14 protein-coding genes are annotated in these 23,401 nt (G+C 39.2%); 10 read left to right on the plus strand and 4 right to left on the minus strand.

Annotation, left to right across the window (positions count from 1 at the left end; genetic code table 11):
• The first annotated feature begins 9 nt into the window (after window positions 1-9).
• From LVD51_RS13460 to LVD51_RS13505, 10 genes are all read left to right on the plus strand, one after another.
• Window positions 10-963 carry a FecR family protein gene (locus tag LVD51_RS13460; RefSeq protein WP_236971905.1) on the plus strand — a complete coding sequence of 318 codons (954 nt, stop codon included), beginning with the start codon at window positions 10-12 and terminating at the stop codon, window positions 961-963.
• 33 nt (window positions 964-996) lie between these two features.
• Entirely contained in the window at window positions 997-4,623 is a 3,627-nt protein-coding gene (locus LVD51_RS13465) for a SusC/RagA family TonB-linked outer membrane protein (RefSeq protein WP_236971906.1), read from the plus strand.
• A gap of 27 nt (window positions 4,624-4,650) precedes the next feature.
• Window positions 4,651-6,090: a SusD/RagB family nutrient-binding outer membrane lipoprotein gene (locus tag LVD51_RS13470; RefSeq protein WP_236971907.1), complete on the plus strand. Its 1,440-nt coding sequence runs from the start codon at window positions 4,651-4,653 to the stop codon at window positions 6,088-6,090.
• Window positions 6,091-6,647: 557 nt separating this feature from the next.
• Entirely contained in the window at window positions 6,648-9,743 is a 3,096-nt protein-coding gene (locus LVD51_RS13475; RefSeq protein WP_394803173.1) for a SusC/RagA family TonB-linked outer membrane protein, read from the plus strand.
• A 125-nt stretch (window positions 9,744-9,868) separates the two neighbouring features.
• Window positions 9,869-11,419, plus strand: coding sequence for a RagB/SusD family nutrient uptake outer membrane protein (locus tag LVD51_RS13480; RefSeq protein WP_236971909.1), 1,551 nt, complete (start codon window positions 9,869-9,871; stop codon window positions 11,417-11,419).
• Window positions 11,420-11,832: 413 nt separating this feature from the next.
• Window positions 11,833-12,288 (plus strand): COG2426 family protein, encoded by a 456-nt coding sequence (locus tag LVD51_RS13485; protein WP_236971910.1) that lies wholly within the window; start codon window positions 11,833-11,835, stop codon window positions 12,286-12,288.
• Between the two features lie 438 nt (window positions 12,289-12,726).
• Window positions 12,727-13,569, plus strand: coding sequence for an alpha/beta hydrolase (locus tag LVD51_RS13490; RefSeq protein ID WP_236971911.1), 843 nt, complete (start codon window positions 12,727-12,729; stop codon window positions 13,567-13,569).
• A 131-nt stretch (window positions 13,570-13,700) separates the two neighbouring features.
• Entirely contained in the window at window positions 13,701-15,248 is a 1,548-nt protein-coding gene (locus tag LVD51_RS13495; RefSeq protein ID WP_236971912.1) for a sulfatase family protein, read from the plus strand.
• Window positions 15,249-15,274: 26 nt separating this feature from the next.
• Window positions 15,275-17,152: a sulfatase family protein gene (locus LVD51_RS13500; RefSeq protein ID WP_236971913.1), complete on the plus strand. Its 1,878-nt coding sequence runs from the start codon at window positions 15,275-15,277 to the stop codon at window positions 17,150-17,152.
• An 80-nt stretch (window positions 17,153-17,232) separates the two neighbouring features.
• Window positions 17,233-18,831 (plus strand): sulfatase family protein, encoded by a 1,599-nt coding sequence (locus LVD51_RS13505; RefSeq protein ID WP_236971914.1) that lies wholly within the window; start codon window positions 17,233-17,235, stop codon window positions 18,829-18,831.
• A gap of 85 nt (window positions 18,832-18,916) precedes the next feature.
• Here the strand turns inward: LVD51_RS13505 and LVD51_RS13510 are convergent, their stop codons facing one another.
• From LVD51_RS13510 to LVD51_RS13525, 4 genes are all read right to left on the minus strand, one after another.
• Window positions 18,917-19,645: a phytanoyl-CoA dioxygenase family protein gene (locus LVD51_RS13510; protein ID WP_236971915.1), complete on the minus strand. Its 729-nt coding sequence runs from the start codon at window positions 19,643-19,645 to the stop codon at window positions 18,917-18,919.
• Between the two features lie 204 nt (window positions 19,646-19,849).
• A complete protein-coding gene (locus tag LVD51_RS13515) occupies window positions 19,850-21,220 on the minus strand; it encodes a Gfo/Idh/MocA family protein (protein WP_236971916.1) in 1,371 nt (456 codons plus the stop codon).
• A gap of 54 nt (window positions 21,221-21,274) precedes the next feature.
• Complete coding sequence (locus tag LVD51_RS13520) at window positions 21,275-22,267, minus strand: DUF6807 family protein (RefSeq protein ID WP_236971917.1); 993 nt, start codon at window positions 22,265-22,267, stop codon at window positions 21,275-21,277.
• Window positions 22,268-22,699: 432 nt separating this feature from the next.
• Window positions 22,700-23,272 carry a pentapeptide repeat-containing protein gene (locus LVD51_RS13525; RefSeq protein WP_236971918.1) on the minus strand — a complete coding sequence of 191 codons (573 nt, stop codon included), beginning with the start codon at window positions 23,270-23,272 and terminating at the stop codon, window positions 22,700-22,702.
• Between the last annotated feature and the right edge of the window lie 129 nt (window positions 23,273-23,401).

Here is a 23,401-nt window from a genome sequence, read left to right on the forward strand (position 1 = left end):
TAAGATCAATTGGAAGATAAATCAAACCAAATCCAGAAGTTGTTGTCCAAATACAAGGACAATAGTATTACTTCCAGCGAATTTGAGGAGTTGATAACATTGATGAAGAATGATGATTTGACGTTAAAATCGGAGATGTCTGCTCATTGGCAGTCAAATTACAGTGCTGTTGATGTTAGTCAGTCAAAGTCTAAGGGGAAGCAATTGATTTATTTGAGATTGGCTGCCTCCGTTTTGATAATTATCGCGCTGTGGTTTTTATTGACCATAGACAAAAGCCAAGATCAGACAATGGTTTATAGTACAGGGAATGGAGAGGTCTTAAATATTGAATTAAATGATGGATCTGTGGTTATGTTGAATGCTAATTCAGAATTGACAGTGGCAAGTGATTTTGATCACAGTATGGTAAGACAAGTGAATTTGGAAGGGGAGGCCTATTTTAAAGTGGCTAAATCAGAGGATGATAATCATAAAAAACGAGGATTTCAAGTCAAGACAGCAGATATAGTTATTGATGTATTAGGTACTATTTTTAATGTGAATGCTAGAAAGGGGGAGCAAAGGCAAGAGGTTTTTTTGGAAGAGGGAAGTATCCATTATCAGATAGCAGAAGGTGAGAAAAAACCGCTGATGCCCGGTGAAAAAATTGTATACGATGATAAGACTTCGGAATTGGTCATTCAAAAAAATATCGATGTAGATGGCGTAGCTTCTTGGACCAAAGGCATATTGAGCTACCACGATGAAACACTAGGTGATGTTTTGAGAAACCTTGAATTACTGTTTGGAATTAGCTTGAAATGCAGTGATGATATAGAAGCAGAAAGAAGAATTAATCTAGGGGTGCCCTATATGGATTGGGAAAATACCAAGAAGGCATTGGAAATGGCCTTGGGCATTGTCATAGAGAAAGAAGGTCATGGATATTTGATATTAAATAATGATCAGATCTCAGATTGAAATTAAATTATTGGAGACAAAAACAACAGAATTATGAATAAAATTTTAACTACGGTACTAGCTGTTTTTGCCATGTTGTATTCCTTTCATGTCGATGGGAAGGAGGTGTTGGATGGCATTAAGCTGAGTGAAGCACTTGACAAAATCAGTATTGATTACAATGTCTATTTTACTTTTGACAGAGATATGGCATCTCGATATACGGTGGAATATAGGCCTCAGGAATTGCAATCGGCAGAGGAGGCTATTCACACTGTGTTGTCTGGAACCAATCTTGCTTATCAGATTTTTGACAAGCAATTTGTAATTATCTATAGAAATGACAAGCAAGGATTGGAGTCGGTCCAAAAAATGGTAAGTCATTTGCAGCAATTTCTAAACGATAAAAACAAGGTGGTCAAAAACCGGATGAAAAAAGATAATCAAAGTATTGATTTATTGAACTTCGGTGGAGGACTCAAATCTTTAAAACCTTTTGAATTAAATATTTCAGGAAGGGTAACCAGTGCCAATGGAGATGTGCTCATCGGTGTAAATATTCTGGTGAAGGGTAGTAGTAAGGGGACAGTGACAGATGTGGATGGTTATTTTTCCATTGATGATATCGATGAACAAGCGGTATTGGTGTTTTCCTATATTGGTTATGAATCAATGGAAGTTCCAGTCAATGGAAGGACTTCTATAAATGTGATCTTGCAAGAAGATAGCCAGACTTTAAATGAGGTTGTCGTTACAGCATTGGGTATTCAGCGCAAGACGAGGGATGTGGGTTATTCTGTCCAGCAATTGGAAGGGGGCAGTATTCAGGAAGCTCGAGAAGTTAATTATTTGAATTCGCTTCAAGGAAAATTGTCCGGTGTTCAAATTGGAGGAAACAGCGGATCTATGGGTGGATCCTCAAAGGTGACTATCAGGGGGCAAACTTCCATTTCAGGTGATAACAATGCATTGTTTATAGTGGATGGAGTACCTATGGCCAATATGAATCTCAATTCGGTAGGTACTACCGGAGGTCAAGGTACAGGAGGTGGTGGATTTGACTGGGGGAATCCTGCTCAATTAATCAATCCCAATGATATCGAAAATATTGCCGTACTCAAGGGTGCCGCAGCTACTGCATTGTACGGTAGTCGAGGACAGAATGGAGTCATTTATATTACCACCAAAACGGGAAAAGGCGCCGGTAAGTTATCCGTCAATTACGATATGAATCTTCAGTTTGATCAGGTGTCTCTCCTACCGGATTATCAAAATTCTTATGGAGGTGGAGGAAGTCCTGAATTTATGAAATTATATGTCAATGAAAATCCCAGTGGGTTTTTGCCTGGAGGGGGAAGTTATGACGATGGCGATGGCAAAGGAAGATATGATTTAATACCTGCTTATGGAGTAGATGAATCGTGGGGCCCTGCCCTCGATGGACGTTTGGTGAGACATTACTGGTCCTGGGATGCCGATAGAAATAATCCAAATTTTGGAATCGCAGCTCCCTGGGAAGCTCATCCGACCAATGTTGAAGACTTCTTTGAAACTGGGGTGACTTTTTCAAATAATTTGTCGGTGGCAAGTAGTAATGAAAATGGTTCTATTCGATTTTCACTTGGGCATACCAATCAAAATTTCATCTATCCTGGTAGTGACTTAGAGCGTTTCTTTATGGGGCTAAATACGACCTATAAGTTTACCGATCAATTGACTTTTAGCGGTGGAATAAATTATGTCAATGATGGGTCAAAAGGACGTCCTGGAACAGGATTTTATGGAAATAATCCCATGTTGTTCTATGTTATGTACGGACAGCGCCAGATCAATGATGAATATTTTAGAAATTATAAATACGAAGATGGATCTGAACAAGGTTGGAATCGAAGGGCATGGAATATTCAGCAACCGGCCTTTACTCAGAGTCCGTATTGGAATCAATATGAAAACTATGCCACAGATCAAAACAAAAGGTATTACGGAAATGCGGGCTTAACTTATAAGTTTTCTGAGCAATGGTCGGCCGATGTTCGAGTGTTTTCCGACGATTTAAATCATTTAGACGAAACAAGGGCGGCAAAAGGCTTCTTTGTGGGATCCTACGCCAAGCGTCAGTTTGTGTTTAATGAAACCAATTATCAGGCTACTTTAAATTATAAAACCAAGTTGTCTAATAAGTGGTCATTGGATGGCGTAGCTGGAGGTAATATATTGAGTACGCGGTCTACTGAAGATCTTGGAAATACCAATGGCGGACTCCAGAGTCCAGATGTTTATGTACTTCAGAATTCAGTATCTTCAGCTCGTATTCGTACTTTTTATAGCAGAAAACAGACCAACTCACTTTTTGCATCTGCTACTTTGGGCTATAACAACTACCTCTTTGTGACGGCTACTGGTAGAAATGATTGGGCCTCAACCCTCTATCAGACTGGAAATTACTCATATTTTTATCCATCCCTGGCAGGGTCATTTATATTTACTGATTTAATGTCACAGTCTGATTTGCTGACATTTGGTAAGTTGAGATTGTCCTTGGCTCAAGTGGGGAATGACGGCCAGCCTTATACCGTGTCCAATTATTACGATTATGTAGAATCATTTGGATCATATCCCTTGCAAACGACATCGAATTCCTTGTTTAATGCCGACCTCAAATCGGAGCTGACTTCAGAGGTGGAAGCTGGACTTGACCTACGTTTTTTCAAGGATCGTTTATCGACCAGTTTTACTTATTATGACAGAACGACTAAAAATCAGATTTGGAATGTTCAGATTCCCGCTGAAACAGGATTTTTGACCAAGGTTGTCAATGGGGGAAATGTTCAAAATAAGGGATTTGAGTTTTCGGTATCTGCCTATGTGATTCGAGCAGATGATTTTTCTTGGAAGTCCGCTCTTAACTTTTCCAAAAACCAGAATAAGGTATTGGATTTAAATAGTACCAGTGATGAAGTAGGTGGTTTGGAGAGATTTGTCATAGGGACGGAGCGAAGAACGCGTAAAGTGTCTATGGTGGCAGAGGTAGGAAAGTCCCTCGGTACCATGTTGGGAACTGATTATGTGTACGATAGTAACGGCAATCCCTTGGTTGGAGAGAATGGGATATATTTAGTGACCTCTAGTCCAGTAGTCATCGGTGACGTCAATCCCGATTTTATCGGTGGATTTTCCAATACATTTACATACAAAGGAGTTTATCTGTCGGCCTTGTTGGATTTTCAGAAAGGAGGTGATTTCTTTTCTTATACCAATCTATACGGCAACAAGTCTGGAATGTTGGCTCAGACAGCTGAAAACGGCATTAGAGAAAATGGTATAATTGTACCTGGTAAGAGAGAAGATGGTACGGTGAACAACGTATCTATTTCTGCGCAATCTCATTTTAATTCCAATGGTGGCAATCGCATTAGCAAAGCCAACCTATACGACGGAAGTTTTATTTATTTGAGAGAAGTGCGTATGGGTTGGAATGGTTCTTCAAATCTAGCTAGCAAGTTAGGGGTGGAAGCTTTGAGGTTGACACTCACCGGTCGGAATCTTTGGTTGATCCAGAGCAATGCGCCCAATGTAGACCCAGCCAATATTACCAATTCCAATGGTAATCAATTGGGTTTTGAAGGTGGTGCACTGCCGCCGGTTCGAAGTTTTGGAGTCAATATTAATCTAACCCTGTAATTGTAAATCACCTATAAATAAGACATTATGAAATTTTTAAAATCATTTTTATGGTTGATCGTGATTTGTGTATTTATCAGTTGTGATCAATTCGAAGAAATTAATGAAGATCCTGCTCGTTCCTCTGAAACACTGCCTGAGTATTTATTGGGCAATGCGGAGAAATCGGCTTTGGATATTATATATAATAATTACTACAACGGCCGACAAGGCATGCAATTGGCTCAGTATTGGATGGGGACGGATAAGACATCAGACGGGCGATTTTTGTTCACTGATGATGGTCTATGGTCCAAGTTATATTCCGGTCCATTGGCCGATTTGCAAGAAATAGAGCATTATTATGATCGACACCCCGATGAAGTAAGCCCACATACCTTGGCGGCTGCCGAAATTTTTAAATCGTGGATATTTCATATTTTGACCGATGTATATGTCGACGTGCCTTATAGTCAAGCACTGCAAGGTGGGACGATAACACAGCCAGTATTTGATACCGGTGAAGATATATACATTGATATATTGGCCAATTTAGCCAATCAAATTGAGATCCTGAAAAACCCAAGTACCGTTATTCGTGGAGATATTATTTCTAATGGAGATGCAGAGCAATGGATCCGATTTGCCAATGCCCTGCGATTGAGAATGGCTATGAGGATGATTGACGTAAGGGAGGCAGAAGCCAAAGCTATTATTGCAGAGGCAGCCAGTCAAACCTTGACCAGTGTGGATGAAGATGTTTATTTTCCATATTCTGCTGCTGCAGTATCGAGTCGATTTCCATACAACAATGTAGAGCGACCTTTGGTGGAGTTTGCAGTGACAACGACTTTAATCGATTACCTGAAAGAACTCAACGATCCGAGACTGATCATCTATGCTCGTCCCGATGAGACCAATGGCGAATACATAGGGAAAGAATACGGTCAAGAACTCAATGATCCGACAGTGATTGGTCTTTCAAAGCCCGGTTCTGAAGCTTATAGTGGTTCTGCTAAGGGATATGTAATTACTTATTCCGAAGTAGCCTTTATATTGGCAGAGGCAGCAGCGCGAGGTGTCAACGTCGGTCAATCTGCAGCAGAATGGTATGAAGAAGGTATTCGAGCGGCCATGAAACAGTGGAATGTGACCGATGACTCAGTGATTGATGACTATATTTTATCTGTTCCCTATGACGGAGGTCCATGGAGAGATGTTATTGGGAGTCAAAAATGGTTGGCCTTATATCTTCAGGGTATACAGGGCTGGATGGAGAGATTGCGGTTGGATTTTAAAAAGCCCAATGGTGAGGACTTGTTTATAGCGCCAGTGTCTGGAAGTTTAGATCCCGAAGTAGATTATTTACCCAGTCGATTGACTTATCCTTCTTCTACTAAAGCGAATAATATAGCCAATAGTACAGCGGCATCTTCTCGAATCGGAGGTGATTCCCAGGCTACGAAAAATTGGTGGGATATTAATTAGATTATTAGATCAATATCAAAATATTAGGGATGTCAATTATGGTTGGCATCCCTTTTTTTATTTATTTTATTTAATAATGTATTTGTTGTGTTGTCGGCAAATATTTTTATTGTGATAATTGCTGTTTCTGGCAGTTGGTTCTGGCGCTTAATTTTATTTGCAATTTAGGTTGTAGTGCAATTTAATGGTTTTATTTATTGTATTTAAGTTTTTAGTTAATTAAGCATATTGCACTTAAGTTGTGTATTTGTATTTATTTATAAAAAATGAAATATTGTTGTTATGTTTTGTATCGATATAAAATAACGACAAAGATTGAAATTGAAGTTGAAGTAATTTCTTTGTAGTGAATTAAAGATAATATAATATTATTTCTATAGTTGTTTAAAATTGGGTGTTGTTGACTTTTTAATAATTATTTACCATAATTTAATGCTTAAGGTTAAATAAAATATTAAATTTATTGTCGAATCAATTATTTAATGTGTAAATTTTACAATACAATGAAATGGAATAGGATGTTTTATGAGTATGGTTTGATTTTTATTTTGACCGTAATGACGAGTAGTACTCTATTTGCTATTGATGTCATGGCTGTCAATATTAATGGAACTATTTTAAATCAAAGTGGTGAACCACTTATCGGTGTTAATGTATTGGTCAAGGGAAGTGACAAAGGGACTGTCACCGATTTTGACGGAAAGTATCAATTGCAAGATGTAGATGAACAAGCCGTGTTGGTTTTTTCATATATCGGTTATGTGTCGCAAGAAATTGCTGTTAATGGAAGGACGACCATCAATGTAGAATTGATGGAAGATGTACAAGCTTTAGATGAAATAGTGGTGATTGGATATGGTTCTCAGAAAAGGTCGGATTTAACTGGTGCTGTGGGCTCGGTTAATGTAGATCAATTAAGACAGCGACCAACTCCGTCACTGAATCAAGGATTGGCTGGAAAGATATCAGGAGTTCAAGTAAATACCAATTCGGGGAGACCAGGAGGAAGGACAAATGTGAGAATACGGGGATTTAGTTCGATTAATTCATCCAATAATCCATTGTATGTAGTAGATGGAGTACAATTACCTGTGGGTAATCAAGCTCAGTTTAGTCAATCCATCGATTATATTAATCCCGCTGATATCGTATCGGTAGAAGTCCTTAAGGATGCTTCTTCAACCGCCATTTACGGTGCGCGTGGTGCCAATGGGGTTATTTTAATAACCACTAAAAAAGGACAATCTGGTGAAGGCCAGGTTTCTTACAATGCCGATTTTAGTGTGAATACCATAGGGCCCAATAGACGAGAAGTCCTCAATGCGGAACAATATCTTGCTGTTGAAGATTTGGCTTGGAGAAATATGGAAAAATACGATCCCGAAGGTTGGGCAGCTGGAAAATGGGCCTATTTAAATCCAGCGCTTAGAAGAACAGATCCTCGAGTTTTTGATGCTCAGGGCAATCCAAAATACGATACCGACTGGTTAGAAGAAACCACCCAAAATGCATTGTCACAGAATCATCAATTGGGTTTTAGCGGTGGCAGTGATAACACTACATATTCCGTGTCTTTGGGGTATCGCGATGATCAGGGATTGTTGAAAAAATCTTATTTGAAAAGATATTCTGGAAGATTGACATTAGATAGTGACGTTAAGACATGGTTGAACATAGGGACGACATTGAGTTATAATAATCAATCGGAAAATTTGGTCGATATCAGTGATCAAGTCGCTCGTCAAATCGTAGAAGATTTTCCTTTTTTGCCGGTTCAATACGAAGATGGAACTTATGCCAACAATAGGGATTATCCATTTGCAGAGGGGACGATGAGTTCGGTTCACCGGCTCAATGGACGAACCTATATACTGAATACTCAAACCGTATTGGGAAGTGCATATGCCAATCTGACTTTGGCAGAGGGTTTGGTTTTTAAATCGATATTGGGAGCCAATGTAATCACTCAAGAAAGAAATGACTATACGACTAGAACTCTAGACATTGGAAGTCAAGGACGAGCAGCTACGAGCAACGAAAAAGAAACATTTTGGTCCTTTGAAAATTATTTGACCTATAATAAAACCATTAATCAAATCCATAGCTTTACAGGCTTGTTGGGAATGTCTTGGCAAGAGACCAATTATTTCAGGATAGATCAAGGAGCCAGAACTTTTGCTACCGACTATTTCTTGTTCAATAATATAGGTGCTGGTAGCAACAATCTTAGCGTGAGCTCTGGCGCTTCAAGAGAGGCTTTGAATTCCTATTTTGGCCGTATCAATTACAGTTTGGACAACAAATATTTATTGACGGTAACCGGTCGAGCCGATGGTTCGTCAAAATTTGGGGATAACAACAAGTTTGCCTTTTTTCCTTCTACGGCATTGGCATGGCGTATGTCTGAGGAAGAATTCTTAGCCGATAATGCCGTTATATCAAATTTGAAAATAAGAGCCAGTTACGGTTTGACAGGAAATTCTGAAATACCTCCTTATTCTTCATTGTCTCTTTTGGGATCGGGCTATGCGGCGATATTGAATGATTCACGAGTGGGGGGAACTGGAATTAATCGATTGGCAAATCCGGATTTGAGATGGGAGAAAACAGCTCAGTCCGATATAGGTATTGAGTTGGGTTTGTATAATAACCGGATTTCAATAGAGACAGATTTTTACTATCGCAAGACGACCGATATGTTGCTAGATGCTCCAGTACCTACGACAAGTGGATATGCAACCATTAGGAAAAATATTGGCTCTATGGAGAACAAAGGGATTGAGTTTACTTTGAGAACGGTGAATTTTGATAATGCGGATTTTACTTGGAGTACATCATTTAATATTTCCTTGAATAGAAATAAGGTGTTGTCCTTGGCTACCCCAGCACCAATATTCGGTGTGGGAGGACCTAATTTTACCAACCCAACCAATATTATCCAAGTGGGTGAGCCTGTGGGTTCGTTTTGGGGCTTAAATCGATTGGGTGTATGGAGCGAGGCGGAAAGAGCGGAAGCTGCAGAATTTACCAGTTATAGAAATGGTTTGACGATTTTGCCAGGAGATATAAAATATGAGGATGTAAATGGTGACAAAGCCATTACCGATGCCGATCGGATGATCATAGGAAATGGCAGTCCCAAAGGGTGGGGATCCTTGGTGAATACCTTGAGATATAAAAATTTCGATATGGTATTTGACGTGCAATACACTTATGGCAATGACTTAATGGATATGAACCTTCATCCCAGTGAAGATCGTCAGGCTTTAGCCAATAGTTATACTACGGTATTGGATGCTTGGACGCCAGACAATCAAGACAGTCAGATTGCTGAAATAAGAGATACTAGAGCGGGATATGTAACCAATGTGGATACGAGATGGATTAAGGATGCTTCTTTTATACGAGGTCGAAATTTATTAATTGGCTATACATTGCCATCGGCTACCGTATCCGCTGTAGGTATCGACAATGTACGTGTATATGCTTCGGCTCAGAACTTTTTCTTAATTGTAGATGATGAAGTAATCGGAGATCCTGAAGTAGCCCCTATTCGTGGAGGAGATGGAGATAATGCTTTTTCACAAGGTATGAAATGGCATGAATATCCGAAGCCGACGACATTTATGGTAGGTATTCAAGTTGGATTTTAATTAGATCACCGAATTATTGCCGTTGATGTGTGGTGATATATCGAGATGAAAACTTTAAAAAAAATTTTCTTAACCAATGAAGACGCAGTCAAATTGGGTCAAAATAAAAAGAAAAAGATAAAATCATGAAAAGTAAAAATATACAATTATATCTATGGGCCGCCTTATTGCTGGCCTGCTCCATGACATTTAGTTGCTCTGGATTTTTGGATGAAGAAGATCCCTCTAATCTTACCCCAGAAGGTTTTTATACCATTCCCGATCACGCTGAAGCTGCCATAGCGGCGGCCTATGACAATACTCGGTTTTACGGAGGAGGAGCCGGTATATTTTCTTCTAATTGGCAACTTTTGGAAGCTCCCACAGGGACGAGTACTACAGAAACAGCTCAAAATTCGGATTTAAATAATCTGTATTCACTCACTTATGATGGCAATACTGGTCACGTTATAAATTGGTGGCAAGGTATTTATCGATTGGTTGCCCAGTGTAATCTGGTATTGGATAAAGTCCCCGGAATTACACCGATGGACGAAGCACAAAAGACCAGAATACTTGGGGAAGCCAAATTTTTGAGAGCATGGGCTTATTTTTATGCTGTGAGATTATGGGGAGATGTTCCTTTGGTCTTGATGCCTCAGACGGCTTCATCCGAAGATTTTTCACCAGAAAGAACGGGTCAAGAAGTCGTATATGCTCAGATTGTAAATGACTTAAAAGATGCTGAGACCGCAGGACTTCCTTGGACAGATCAGAGTGGAAGAGTGTCTACGGCCGCAGTCAAAGGACTGATGTCGAAGGTTTATTTAACCATGGCTGGTTTTCCATTGAATAAAGGACAGGAATATTACCAATTAGCAGCAGCCAAGTCCAAAGAGATTATTGACAGTCCAGGTGGTATAGCCTTGTTCGATACTTATAAAGAGGTACATGATGAAAACCTAGGCAATACCAAAGAACATATCTTCAGTATTCAGTACAACGATTTAGTAGCCTCCAATCCAATGACGAATATGTTCCCCAATTTTAAACCTATTTCCTATAGGGGGCCAAGTGGGACAGGAAGTACAGTGCCTACCTCTAGTTTTTATAATTCCTTTGAGACTGGAGATAAACGAACCGTCAATCAAGAAGGTTATTTTTATACCACTTATTACACCAACGGGAGCGAGGATGAATTTGATTTGGGAGCACCCTATATTTTTAAGCATTTTAATATTGCAGCCAATGGCACATCTGGTGTGCCTGGAACGGCAAAGGACAATTTAAATGTACCTATTCTTCGATATGCAGAAATCTTGTTGATTTATGCAGAGGCTCAGAATGAAGTAAGTGGACCCAATCAAGCAACACTAGATGCGCTTAAGCAGATTAGAGACCGGGCGGGATTGAATACACTTCCACTATCTGAATATAGCAAAGAATCATTTAGGGAAGCGGTATGGAAAGAGCGATGGCATGAGTTGTGCTATGAAGGCAAGACTTGGTTTGATATGGTGCGTTTGCGTAAGGTGTTTAATGAAACGACAAAGGGATTCGACGATTTTGTAGGCCATAAGAATTTAGGCTCAAATGAGTCCCTGCAAGAGAAACATTTATTGTTCCCGTTGGGGGTTCAAGAGATGTTGAATAATCCTAATTTAAGACCACAGAATCCAGGTTATCCTACAATGTAGTCTTATATCATTTTTTTAGATATAATAATTTTAGGCTATGCCCTACTATGTTGAGTAGGGCATAGTTTTTTTATTTTAATATCTTTATAAAATGTATTTCGTATTAATGGAATACCCATAGATTAGCAATTTATATTTTATGTCAATTAACTATAACTGACTTGATCTGGCTGGGAATCAACTTAAATCTGGTCTATCCCATTTTGCGATTCATAAGTGAATAATATAATAGCTCTGTGGTCTTTAATTTACTTTATTTCTTTGTATCTAATTATGATAAGTCACTTTATTACAAGATTGTGGTGAAGTAGTCGAATCAAGTCCTAACTTTCGTTTGATAAAAAGGCAATTTTTTTGAAAACAATTCTGTTTACTTTCTTTTACTATTTATAGCTTTGCAGATTAATTATGCTATGATTCGAGATTTTATATTAACTTTTTTATGGAGCATATCTCCCCTAGGGGAGGCTAAAGTGGGCATTCCCTATGGAATACTTAATGGATTAAACCCCTATATGGTGTTCGTGGTGGCACTTACTGCCAATATATTGGTATATCCTATTATGATGTTTTTCTTGGATAAAATTAATGTTTTCTTATTTCGATGGTATTGGTATAAAAAAATGGCCTTATGGGTAGCGAAAAGGGCTAAGAAGGGTTCGGCGACCAGTTTGAAAAAATATGGCAATATGGGAGTCGTCTTATTTGTTATGTTACCTGTCCCAGGTACTGGGGTATATGCTGGGTCAATCGCTACTTATTTGTTTAAGTTGGAGCGCAAAGCTGCTTTTTTTGCCAATACAATTGGCATCACTATTTCATCTGTCATCGTGTGGAGCCTTGCTTATTTTGGTTCTCAAGCCATGTAAATCACCATATACAATAGTGTAAATTCAATTAGATATATAATTTGGAAAAGATTGCTATTCGAGTTGAGCCTTGCAGCAATGCTGATGTTTAGGTTTTGAGAAAAATGATAGCTTAAAAGACAGAGGTTTTGATGATAATGTGACATAGAAGCTTGAGTTTAAATAAGTTTTTCAATTGTAAGATAGTATAGAAATGATTTGCTCTCTAAAATAATTTTATGGAGCGTTAGCGAGTCTTAGTTTCTGGTCAGTTGCCGTGTTTTATTCAACAACAAATTTTTTGTGTAATATTTTTGGACAGTTATAGGTCTTATGGATTAATTATTTATAGTGTCGCTTTTTTTAGTTGAAATAAGATGGGAAGTCAAAATATTGAAATGTGATTTCATTTATGTATTTTGTTTTTATTTTATCAAACACCATTAAAATATATTTTTAGTGAAAAAGGCATTCTTGTTATTTTTAATCTGTTGTTTCTCATTTACGATTCAAGCCCAGGAGTCTATTATTTACAAACAAGTCGATACTACAAAATTGACCATGGAGGTTTATAAACCAAGTAATATGAAGGCCGAACAATTGTATCCTGCCATAGTCTTCTTTTTTGGAGGAGGTTGGAATGGAGGAAGTACAGCTCAATTTGAACCCCATGCACAGTATTTGGCCAGTAGGGGAATGGTGGTTTTTTTGGCCGATTATAGAGTGAAATCTAGACAGGGAACTACACCATTTGAATCCTTAAAAGACGCCAAGTCTGCAGTGAGATATATTCGTGGCAATTTTAGTAAGTTTCAGATTGATCCCAATAAAATTGTTGCTGCAGGTGGATCGGCAGGTGGACATTTGGCTGCGGCTACAGCCACCATAAGAAGATATAATGAAAAATCTGATAATCTCGATATCAGCGCTGTCCCCAATGCCCTTGCACTTTTTAACCCTGTGATAGATAACGGTCCTGGAGGTTATGGCTACGATAGAATAGGTTCAAGGTATCCCTATTTTTCACCACTGCACAATATCAGAATAGGTATGCCTCCATCGATATTTTTTTTAGGGGATAAGGATCGTTTAATTCCAGTTGAGACGGCAGAATATTTTAAAGTGGTGTCAGAGAAAGTTGGGAGTCGCTGTGACTTACATATATACGAAGATCAGCCCCATGGATTTTTTAATCTCAAAAATAGACCGATGTACGAGGCGACGGTAGAAGCTTTAGATCGATTTCTGACCTCTTTAGGTTATTTGACTGGTGAACCCAATATGAAGTTGATAAGGGAATAGTCAGAGGACGGTTAAAAAACGTATTTCGTATTAATTGTTCTGTTCCGGAAATGGTGCATTGTAGAATTTACAAAATACTTAATATATGTATTCTATTTGAAAATAGAAAGTATTGATAAAAAATTGATGTTATGAAATTATATGTATGGTTGTTTTTTGTAGGAATTTTGTTTGGTTGTCAATCACAGACAAAGACCGATGAGCAATCCGAGGATAAAAAGAGACCCAATGTAGTGGTCGTATATATGGATGATTTGGGCTATGGTGATGTAGGAGCCTATGGAGCTACTGAATTAAAAACTCCCCATTTTGATCGAATAGCCAATGAGGGGATTCGATTTACAAGAGGGTATGCTTCTTCAGCCACTTGTACTCCCAGTCGATTTGCATTGCTGACTGGAGTATATCCATGGCGCAATAAAAATGCAAAAATCCTTCCGGGAACAGCACCCTTGCTCATTGATACCCAGCAAGAAACTCTACCGAAATTGATGGCGAGAGCTGGATATCACACCGGAATAGTGGGCAAATGGCATTTGGGGCTTGGATCGGGAAATGTAGATTGGAACACAAGAGTATCGCCGAGGCCAAACGAAGTAGGTTTTGATTATTCTTATATTATGGCTGCTACACAGGACAGAGTACCTACGGTATATATTGAAAATGGCGATGTGGTAAATCTAGACCCCAATGATCCCATTTCCGTAGATTATAAAAACAATTTTGAGGGAGAACCAACCGGAAAAGACAATCCCGAATTGCTGAAAATGAAATGGCATCACGGACATAATAATAGCATTGTCAATGGCATTCCGAGAATTGGTTTTATGAAGGGGGGAGAAAAAGCCAAATGGAAAGACGAAGATATGGCCGATCATTTTTTGAAAGAAGCTCAGGATTATGTGGTTCAACATAAAGATGAGCCATTTTTTCTGTACTATGCTTTCCAACAACCCCACGTGCCACGAACACCGCATCCGCGATTTGTGGGATCTTCAGGTTTAGGTCCTCGAGGTGATGTTATCGTTGAGGCAGATTATTGTTTTGGTGAATTCATGAAAACTCTAGAAGAAGAAGGAATATTGGACAATACCTTGATCATCTTTACGAGCGACAATGGACCTGTATTAAACGATGGTTATTTTGATGATGCCGTCGAAAAACTGGGCAATCACAATCCCAAAGGACAGCTCCGCGGAGGAAAGTACAGTCTGTTTGAGGCAGGTACTCGAGTGCCTTTTATCACTTATTGGAAAGGGAAAATTCAACCAGCAGTTTCCGATGCCATGGTATGTCAAATCGATTTGCTGGCATCTATAGGGGCTTTGGTGGGTTTAAATCCTGAGGGGAATATTGATAGTGAAAATTTACTTCCTGCACTTTTAGGAGAAAACGAGATAGGTAGGGATGATTTAATCATAGAAGCTACCTCTCGAACGGCCTATAGACAAGGTGATTGGGCGCTGATTCCTCCATATAAGGGGCCGGCTCTGCATAAAGCAGTGAATATCGAGTTGGGAAATGACAGCAAGTATCAATTGTATGACTTGTCTACTGACATAGGTCAACAAAATAATATAGCTGCTCAACATCCCGATAAATTGGAATCGATGATTAAGGATTTTGAGGCCATTAGAGGGGATGATTACGGAAAAATACAAGATTTGGAATTGAAATAATTAATAGAAATAGAGAAAAAAAGATAATGATGAATGCCTCAATTCGATATCAAACCCTAATGGGTATATTTTTCTTAACCTTATTGGGTTGTCAAATGAAAAATGAAAAGGCCATCGTTGATCGGCCAAATATTGTATGGATTACATCTGAGGACAATTCTATGCATTATCTTTCTATGTTTCATGAAAATGGAAGTCCAACTCCCCATATCGAGTTTCTGGCCAAAGAGGGGATACAATATAATCGAGCATTTTCTAATGCTCCGGTATGCAGTGTGGCACGATCCACATTGATTACTGGATGTTATGCTCCTCGGATCGGAGCACAGTATCACCGAAAAATTCAAAAAGTTCCCATGCCCAAGGATGTCGAGATGTTCCCTCAGTATTTGCGGGAAGCGGGATATTATACGAGCAATAATAGCAAGGAAGATTACAATTTAGAGAAATCGGATAGTGTGTGGGATGATTCTTCAAAAAAGGCCAGTTGGCGAAATCGAAATGAAGGTCAACCTTTTTTTCATGTACACAATATTGGAGTGAGTCATGAAAGTAGTTTGCATTTTGATAAAGATGTGGTACAATCATATGATCTCAAAACCGAAATGGATACGTCGATGGTTCTGCCGAATCACCCCAATACCCATTTGTTTCAATTTACCAATGCCTACTACAGAGATAAGATTATTGAAATGGATGAAAGAGTGGGGAAAGTCCTATCAGATCTCGAAGCTGATGGTTTAATGGACAATACCATTATTTTTTATTTTGGAGACCATGGTGGTGTTTTGCCCGGCAGCAAAGGTTATCTCTATGAGACTGGACTCCATGTGCCCTTAGTTGTCTATTTGCCACAACAATACAGAGAGGCCCTAAGTATTGAGGCTGGAAGTCAATCCAATGGCTTTGTACAGTTTATAGATTTTGGCCCTACCGTATTGAATTTGTCGGGGATTGAAATTCCCAAGGGAATGGACGGTAAACCGTTTTTGGGACAAGGTGTGCAATGGTCGGAGGTAGAAGGGCGAGATGAAACTTATAGCTATGCCGATCGATTCGATGAAAAATACGATATGGTGCGTGCAGTTCGAAAAGGGAATTATAAATATATCCGCAGTTTTCAACCCTTCAATCACGATGGTTTAAGGAACAACTATCGATATAAACAATTAGCATATCGGGAATGGGATAGCCTGTATCGCGAGGGTAAATTGGATGAGGTAGAAGGGGCATTTTTTAAACCTCGACCCGTTGAGTTGTTGTACGATGTGAAAGAGGATCCATATGAGACCAATAATTTGGCCATGGAAAGCAGTTACCATTCTACTTTGCTGGATATGAGAGTCCGGTTACAAAATTGGATGATAGAAAAGACCGATTTGTCTCTATATCCCGAATATTTATTCATTAGAGATGGAGGGGGAGATCCTGTTACTTTTGGTCAGAATCATGCGAAAGATATTCAGCGGTATTTATCTATTGCGGATTTGTCTTTAGCAATCTTTGATGATGTAAAGGAAGAAATAATGAAGTGCCTCGAGTCCACTGATGCACTGGATCGTTACTGGGCATTGACGGTATGTGTGGGATTTGGAGAGGAAGCGGTTGGTTTATTTCCTATCATAGAAGAGATGGCGATAAAAGATGAAATGGGTATCAATAGAGTTCGAGCTGCAGAAGCACTTGCACTTGCAGGGAATAAAAATCAAGAGGAACACATTTTGACTGCGTTATATGAGGCAGAAGAGCCAGCTGAAGCACTGTTAATGTTAAATATGATGGTGTTGTTGGAGGATGGAGGTGCCGACTATCAATTCAATATTGACGGGAAGCGGTTAAAGGAGAAAGTAAGAGCAAGTGATGAAGTGCAACGGCGGTTGTTGTATTTGGAGGTGAAGATATAGATTGATTTGAAGTGCTTCGAGAGATAAGATTTTTAACCAAGGATGGAAGACTATTGAATAGAAATTGTGATAAAAAGATAATGATGGAAATTAATGTGTTAAGCGTTATACGCAGTAGTGTTTTGTATGCTGTGTTTGGTTGGATCTATATTTTGACTCTTAGCTGTAGTCAGGAGGAAGAGGCGGTTCGGCCTCCCAATATCCTGTTTTGTATATCGGATGACCAGTCTTTTCCCCATGCTTCAGCCTATGGTTGCGATTGGGTGAATACTCCATCATTTGATCGGGTCGCAGCATCGGGTATCTTGTTTACCCAAGCATATACCCCTAATGCTAAATGTGCACCTTCTCGTGCAATTTTGTTAACGGGGCGAAATTCGTGGCAGTTAGAAGAGGCTGGAAATCATGTTCCGTATTTTCCTTTAAAGTACAAGACATACGCTGAAGTATTACTGGATAGAGGATATCATACTGGATGGACAGGTAAGGGGTGGGCGCCAGGAGATCCGGGGAAGATCGATGGTCAGCCTCGTCATTTATTGGGGCGGAAATACGGAAGTGAAACTTTGACTCCGCCTACAAAGCAAATTTCTAATAATAATTATGCGGCCAATTTTAAGAAGTTTTTGCAGGATCGTTCACCCGATCAACCATTTTGTTTTTGGTATGGAGCTACTGAACCACATAGAAGGTATAGTTATCGTTCTGGGGTTGAAAAGGGTGGCAAGTCATTGGAGGATATCGATCGCGTTTTTTCATTTTGGCCAGATACCGATACGGTGAGGAATGATATGCTGGATTATGCTTTTGAGATCGAACATTTTGATAATCATCTAGGTCAAATGATGGCTATTTTAGAAGAGATGGGGGAATTGGACAATACCATTATTGTGGTGACTTCAGACAATGGAATGCCATTCCCGCGACTAAAAGGTCAATCTTATGAGTATTCCAATCATTTGCCCTTAGCCATTATGTGGCCAAAAGGTATTAAAAATCCCGGTCGTCGCTATGATAAGTTTGTAAGTTTTGCCGATATCGCACCTACCTTTTTGGCTGTAGCTGGAATAGTTGAGCCAAAAAGTGGAATGCAGCCCATAGAGGGAAATAATTTAATGCCGGTTTTTAAGGATAAAAAATTTCCAGATCAACGCAATTACATGGTTATAGGAAAAGAAAGGCATGATTTGGGGCGACCCAATGATGAGGGTTACCCTATGCGAGGTATCCGACAGGATAGTTTTTTGTATATTAAAAATTATAAAACCGACCGTTGGCCTGCAGGTAATCCAGAGACAGGGTATATGAATTGTGATGGTTCGCCGACTAAGTCATATATTTTAAATCTTCGCCGACGAATGGGAAGTTCAGTGTATTGGGATCTCTCTTTTGGGAAAAGGGGCAGTGAAGAATTGTATAATGTGGTCAAAGATCCCGAATGCATGGATAACTTGATCGATAATGCTTCTTATGAAACGGTTCGAAATAACTTATACGCACAAATGGAAAAAGAGTTGAAACAAGAGAAGGATCCGCGAATTCTCGGTAATGGGGACATCTTTGACCATTATCCCTATTCGCAGTCTGCTACTCGAAATTTTTATAGTCGATTTATGAATGGTGAGGATATCAAAGCCAATTGGATTAATCAAACAGATATCGATACTGATATTGAATAATTGTATTCTATTACATTAATTTCATAATTACGGTTAAGATTACGAGGGTTATTCTAGGTTGGGCTTGTTCTGTAATTTTAATTAGCTATTTTTTAAATTTTCGTTGACCCGTGTGGTCTACACCTTGTTGTCTTTCATAGGCAATCATGGATGTGGGGCGATAATTGAGAATAAGTGCGCGTCTTGATCCATTGGTTTCGTTGCCCCGGCTATAATGTAAGGTGAATCCATCGTGGGCGGTGCAACTACCCGCTTTCATGGAGATGGCTTGGCTTTGGTCCCCCTTGTACTCACAGTATAATGCTCCGCCATTGGGTAGATTTTGATGATGGTAGACGGTATCTTCTTTTGCTCGAGGGACAAACCACATACAGCCATTTTCGGGAAATACATCGTCGAGGGCGATCCAAAAACTTACGGCTCGTTTGTCTGGCATATTGATCCAATAGGCTGCATCTTGATGCCAGGGCGTTTCGGTTTTTGTAAAGGGCGCTTTATTGATGAGCATATCAAAATCTAAGGCCATATCTGGCCCCAGAAGATCTTGTGCCCATTGTATTGTTTTTTGATAAACAAGGTGTTGATGGAGTTCTTGATTAACAGAACTGGGCCTCATAATTTGGGTGATGCGTTCTACACCGCTGTCGTTAGTCGCATTGTCCCCAGCCAGATCACTTCTCAAATTTTGGGTGGCTAATTTGTCGGCCAATAATGCATCGTATATCTGTCGCAATTCATCGACTTCTGTTTTGGTCAATAGGGAATCTATTTTGACAAAGCCTTTTTCACGAAATTGATGGATGGTGGTTTGCATAGATTTCAAATTTATGCTTTTTAAAGCTAGATATATTTTTAAAAATTGACAATTTTATATTCCCATGGCACATGTAATTCGTATAATATCGGTGATAGGAATGGTCGAATTAAAACAATTATTCTATCATTCTATATGAATTATTCCCAGCAGCAATAATGTGCTTTGAAAAGCTTGATTTTGTAAATATCTTAAAAATTGATTTTATTTATTTAAATATTTTTTGGGGAACTTCCATTCTCCTCTGTATTCGGGAATGGCCATTTTTGCGGCAACTTTGTCATCGACAATAGTCTCAGTTATGGGATCAAATTTAATGGAACGACCTAGTTTAAGAGATAGAATACTTAGCTGTATGGGTAGGTCCACTTTGATGTGGTATTCCGCATTGCAAGAAGGTTGAATTTTGTTTCTCAATCCTTGAATCCATTCCAATTCATGTCCTGGAGAAGGCGCAATCGAAGGAGGAGGTGTGGATAGGTTATCCATTCTATTGCCTTCGGGAACGAGAATGTGTGAAGAATAATCGGTGATCAAGGTCCCATTGACTCCGTGAAAATAAATGCCTAATCTTCTTCTGGTCCCCGTTTCGTAGCCTACACCAGTTTTGTCGGCATTTTGAAATGCCCATCCATGACTATTGGTTGAAGACTGCATCCATGTCATGGTCAAGTTGGGATATCTCCATAAAACCTCGTGATTGTCATAGGCATCCCCATCATCATTGATGATGAATCGTCCTCCGCTTGCTGATATTTCAGTAGGATATCCAAGATTCAATGCCCATATGGGTAAGTCGGTAATATGTGGTGCCATACCCGGCGTCCAACCTCCGCTAAAATCCATCCAAAAGCAGTGATAGAAAGCATCTTTAACCAAATGAGGATTGAAGGCTTGCATCGGCGACGGTCCTACCCAAAGATTCCAATCTAAACCTTTGGGGATGGGAGAGTTGTTGAATCCTGAGCCTATGCCATCGGGGGCTTCATTCATTACAAAAAAGGTTCGAACAGAAGCTATTTTACCCAAATTACCGGATTGGATAAGTTCTACCATCCTGCGGTAGTGTTGTCCTGCATGAATCTGAGTGCCTATTTGATTGATGGTTTGGTGTTTTCTAAATGCATTTCTCACTGCAATGCTTTCGGCTGGATGCATAGTCATAGGTTTTTGCAAATAAACCGCTAGTCCAGCTTCTGCGGCATCAATGGCTTGTATGGCGTGCCAATGAGCCGGCGTGGCAATGATGACGGCATCTAATCCCGGGTGGTTCAAAAGCTCACGATAGTCATGGTAGGGTTTAGCGTTTTTGTATTGGTCAATAATGGGATTCAATCTTTCGTCCCATACATCACAGGCGGCCACCAGTTCTACTGCATTGTCTTTCATACAAGCTCTTAAATTGGCCTTGCCCAAACCACCGCAGCCTATGATGCCTAAATTAATTTTGTCGTTGGGCATTATTTTGCCCTTGCCTGAAATAACTTTTGAAGGAAGTACAAAAGGTAGGGTGAAAGCTGCCATAGAAGTTTGTTTGACAAAGTCTCTGCGCTTGATATCATTTTTATTTTTCATTATTTTGAATTTTTTAGAAAAGGATACAGGTTTATTGGATCAATTTTTCACATTTCAATGATTGTATTCATCCCACCATTCTTCAAATATTTTGTCTTGAATATTATTTTCATTGTGAATGACGAGTCGATATCGCAAAGTGAGTGGTTGATTTTGGTGCAAAGCATATCTAGTACCCGGAGTGGGAAATGTGGGTTGAACCCAAGCCAAATCGGGGTATTCTACCCATGTGCCTGGATATTCTGGATTGGATCCATGCTGTAGAACGGCGAGACCACTACTTTTTTCTGCCCCTAGGAAATGACCGCTAAAATCTGACCATGATCGAATGACTTCATTGGTTATTGTGTCGGAATGGTGCCTAATGGATTGATGGTCTGGGGTCTGCATGCGAAGATTAAGGCCGCCGTAACTGTCTGTTTTTCGAGTTGCAATGGTTATACTGTCTTTTAGGGCATGAAAAGTTAATACTAAATCGATCCAACGCAAATCTTCAGATTTGTCATAGACTTTGATTTTCGCTATTTCTCGAACAATGTCGGTGGTATCCTCCCATTTCCAAAGATTTTCAGCCTTTATTTCAACAAAATCTTCTCCATTGGAAAATTCTAAATTTCCAGTAGGTCTTGCAAAAACTGTTTGCAAAGCATAGATGTCTCCCTTTTCCTTACCCCATTCTACCTCAGGCCAGGCCCAAAATATGGCTCTGTGATGTGGGTGGCCTCCGTCTGGCCAATCCCGCGTCAGCATTTCACCTTGGAGTCCGTACAAAGGATGGATATAATCACTTCTGGGAACGGCGTAAATACTTGTGGTCACAAATGTATCGCCTTCCACTCTATTGTAGTTCTCACGAACGGCTCCATCTAATCGAATGACATCTTTTTCGTGAATGGTATGATAGTTATAAATCAATACAGTGTCTTCAAGATCTTTAACTATGACATGACCATTGCTTTCGTCTTGGGTCACCGATAAGCTGGATTTTTGCTGTATGGGTGAATTACATGCCAAGATTAAAAGGTAGATTAGGATGATGTATTTCATGGCTATTGGGTTATTGGTCACGGTAACTATCGATGGTTTGGCTTTTATTTTCTGTTTAAAGATAATTCATCATCTGGGATAGGCAATAGAATGTGGGTGTATTTGTTGTTATTTGGAAATTTTATATTTTTTTGTACGACCATCGTCAGCTCTTACTTCGATGGGATAATGACGCGTTCTGGTAATTTATCTTTTTATACCTGATCAATAAGTGCTTTCCAAAAGGAAGTCTAATTACTTTTTCAAAGGATTATTATATCTAATTTTATTGAGGCATTGTATTCAATTTCTTTCCAAGAAATCTTGTTTCGTTTAAACTATGAAATTTTCCTTTCAAACTTTTGAATTGAATAGGAGGATAGATGTTTTGTGTCTAAAAATTTTGTTCTTTGATTTAGGAACTTGGATTTGACATTTTAAGGTGGGGAGGAATTAAGTGATTTGAATTTTATATTTACTGAGAAGTGAAAGGGCTTCGGGCAATGAAAATTTAGCGCCTTTGATTTTATTCTGATCTGGATCAATGCTGTATTGGGTGGAATGACGGAAATCGACCTTCTCCAAAACAGTATCGTGAAAGGTGGCATTTAGTAAATCGCAATGATTAATTTCAGAACGGCTAAGATTACACCTCGTGAAATCCGTAAAGTGCAATTGGCAATGACTAAACAAAGTCTTAGGGAGACTGACTTCGAAAAAGGAGGAGTAATTGAGTTGGCAACGTTCAAAGGTAACCTCTAGTCCATAGGTATTGCACTGGTCAAAATGTAGGCCTATCATTTTACAATCTTTAAAGCTCACTTCTAGGAAACTAGTATTGTGTAGGATGGTGTTGCTCAAATTGCATTCCAAAAATTCGCAGTCGAGAAATCGAATCTGAGATAAGTCTGCCTTTGTGAAATTGCAAGAGGCAAAAGTACAGTATTCATATTCCCCCATTTGAATAGGATTTTCAGAAAAGTCTATTTTGTCAAAAACCTGGGCTTCTATGTATTTACGATCCATTTGATTGTGGTGTTAAATAGATATTGTAGTTGTTTTGGTGATGATGTAAAGTTAGATTAAAAGAATGAGTTCTTAAAGCGCGAATGAATTTAACTTGGTGTGAGGAAGAAGGAAAAATTTCCTAAAGAT

The sequence above is a fragment of the Membranihabitans marinus genome, from assembly GCF_021729155.1.
GTDB classification, from domain to species: Bacteria; Bacteroidota; Bacteroidia; order Chitinophagales; family Saprospiraceae; genus Membranihabitans; species Membranihabitans marinus.